The organism is Microcoleus sp. N3A4 (assembly GCF_036701805.1).
Lineage (GTDB): Bacteria > Cyanobacteriota > Cyanobacteriia > Cyanobacteriales > Microcoleaceae > Microcoleus.
Map to the genome: position 1 here is coordinate 1 of NZ_JAUBRJ010000164.1, position 1,972 is coordinate 1,972.

5 protein-coding genes are annotated in these 1,972 nt (G+C 44.1%); all 5 read left to right on the forward strand.

Annotation, left to right across the window (positions count from 1 at the left end):
- Positions 1–284 precede the first annotated feature (284 nt).
- The 5 genes from QUA56_RS36420 (at position 285) to QUA56_RS36440 (ending at position 1,964) form a co-directional block, all read left to right on the forward strand.
- Positions 285–611: a hypothetical protein gene (locus QUA56_RS36420; protein ID WP_333368852.1), complete on the forward strand. Its 327-nt coding sequence runs from the start codon at positions 285–287 to the stop codon at positions 609–611.
- Entirely contained in the window at positions 604–795 is a 192-nt protein-coding gene (locus QUA56_RS36425) for a hypothetical protein (protein ID WP_333368854.1), read from the forward strand. The genes QUA56_RS36420 and QUA56_RS36425 overlap by 8 nt, the downstream gene beginning before the upstream one ends.
- A gap of 74 nt (positions 796–869) precedes the next feature.
- Complete coding sequence (locus tag QUA56_RS36430; protein WP_333368857.1) at positions 870–1,361, forward strand: hypothetical protein; 492 nt, start codon at positions 870–872, stop codon at positions 1,359–1,361.
- The gene (locus tag QUA56_RS36435) at positions 1,358–1,522 is read left to right on the forward strand and encodes a hypothetical protein (protein ID WP_333368859.1); all 165 of its coding nucleotides are present in this window, start codon (positions 1,358–1,360) and stop codon (positions 1,520–1,522) included. The genes QUA56_RS36430 and QUA56_RS36435 overlap by 4 nt, the downstream gene beginning before the upstream one ends.
- Entirely contained in the window at positions 1,515–1,964 is a 450-nt protein-coding gene (locus tag QUA56_RS36440; protein ID WP_333368862.1) for a hypothetical protein, read from the forward strand. The genes QUA56_RS36435 and QUA56_RS36440 overlap by 8 nt, the downstream gene beginning before the upstream one ends.
- Positions 1,965–1,972 lie beyond the last annotated feature (8 nt).

A 1,972-nucleotide genomic window follows, 5' to 3' on the forward strand; every position in this document is an offset into this window, starting at 1 on the left:
GACTGAATCTGTCTTGAGTACTCGTTCTGGTCGGATTCCTCCTTCTCTTCTGCCACGCTAACCCCGTGAACTTCTACCGGATACCTTAGTAGGGAAGTAAATAGCGGACTTGTAGTGGGAGGGGGTAACGATGCAAAACTCGATAACTCGTTTAAGATTTACGTAAATCGATTGCAAATAATTACCTATCCTCAAATAGTTAGCAACTATACTTTAATATTTGACGCTAATTACAGCGGAAACGTATCGCTATTTGCGTGGGAGTATACGGGAGAAATAAATTAATGACGCCAAAAGAATTGCTGGAAATCATTATTTTAGTCATTGGTGGTGGGGGAGGGGCTTACAGTGTTGGCTTCGCTGTTGCAATGTCGCATTACAAGAACAAATTAGACCAGCTAGAGGTTCAAGTCGCAAAAAGTAGCTTTACTGAGGGAAGAAAGTTGCAACAAAATATAGACCACATTATCACTGAAATGGGTGTAATAAAATGCGATATTCGTGATATGAAAAGTGTCTTGACAAATCAAGGGATACTTCACGATAGGGCGGGCTTCCCAGAAGAAAACATCCCGCGTCGTACTGGCTGGGGAACTATAGAAGATGCTTGAAATTGACCGTTACGTGTTCCGAGGGTTGATGTTTTTTCTGTGTACCTCTGCTACCGCAGTAACTTTTGGGGCGTTAGTCATTGGCTTAAAGGTTAACGGCGATGCCCCAGTGAATTTGACTACTTTGGCTACTACGCTGTTTGGATTTGCGATCGCACTTGCAGCACGAACCAAAGGTAACTAGAGTTAGTCTTTGTCTGTATTTTCTGGCTTAGCCGGCTAACACGGGCGGCTAAGAGTAAAAAGGAAGGTAAAAACATGGCAATAGTAACAGCCGGGACGGGGGCAACAGCAAATGGTACAACCATTGAAGGTCAACTGTCGCAACTCACTCATTTAATCAACAGTGCAGAAAAAGGGTTGGCAAGTCAAAGGTTCAACATAACTAAAAGTGACGATTTTATTCTAGAAGGGGATTTTACAATTCCAGGGCAGGTTGTATATGCCCCATCGACAGGAATATTCGCTGACAGTGCAACACCCTATTTACCAGCAATTACTTTTACTGCTGGTTCCCCAGTGGGAACGATAAAATCGACCACGCTAAGCCAATATTTTATTGACGTAGTTTCTTATATCATTCAGTGGCAAAACCAACCTGCCAAAAATCCTAACAATTTAACTAACTGCACCTTAAGCTTTGATTACAACTCTCTCGAATATGCAGGGACGATAATTCTCCCCTACACGTCAACTATGGGAACGAATGGTTCGATTATTGAAACAGCAACGGAGTGGCTAACAACGTGAAAATCAAGGATAGCAAGGCTTACCGCGAAACTTATCAACAGTGGATGGATAAGCAAACAGAAATTAACAAAACAGAAGCACGGCTTACTGACCTTGAAAGAGAAGCAGCGGAATTGAAACAGCAGATTGACAACTACAAACAACAGAAAATAAATGACTGAAAAAACTTGGGGAGTAACAATTGAAAATTCTGCACTTGCGTTCACTACCGAAGGGGTCAATCCCGGTAAATGGCTGCAAGATACCGCAGGTGCTGTTTGGGGGGCTATCAAAAAAGGGGTGCAAAAAGCTATTGAATTTGGCAAAAAGATTTGGGAGGGAGGCAAAGAACTGCTCGCGGCGATCGGACGAGGTGACTGGGCGTTATTCGGTCAGTGGATGAAAGATGACCCACTCGGATTTTTAGCAGGAGGTGCTGCAGTTGCTGTTGCAGGCTGGTTTATTGGTAGCGCCACTGGACTTACTGCTCTCGCTACGGGCGGTGTAGCTTCGATGTGGGGCGCTTTAGGAAGTGTCCGCTTGGGCGGTGTGGCGCTAGTACAGCGCGGCGGAAATAAACAGACCATTAAACAGCCAAAACTTTGCCCTTATATGTCCACTTAAAAGGTTTA

Bases quoted from the DNA above. Each gene is read 5' to 3' on its own strand.
- QUA56_RS36430 (WP_333368857.1), top strand. From the start codon at position 870: ATGGCAATAGTAACAGCCGGGACGGGGGCAACAGCAAATGGTACAACC.
- QUA56_RS36420 (WP_333368852.1), top strand. From the start codon at position 285: ATGACGCCAAAAGAATTGCTGGAAATCATTATTTTAGTCATTGGTGGT.
- QUA56_RS36425 (WP_333368854.1), top strand. From the start codon at position 604: ATGCTTGAAATTGACCGTTACGTGTTCCGAGGGTTGATGTTTTTTCTG.
- QUA56_RS36440 (WP_333368862.1), top strand. From the start codon at position 1,515: ATGACTGAAAAAACTTGGGGAGTAACAATTGAAAATTCTGCACTTGCG.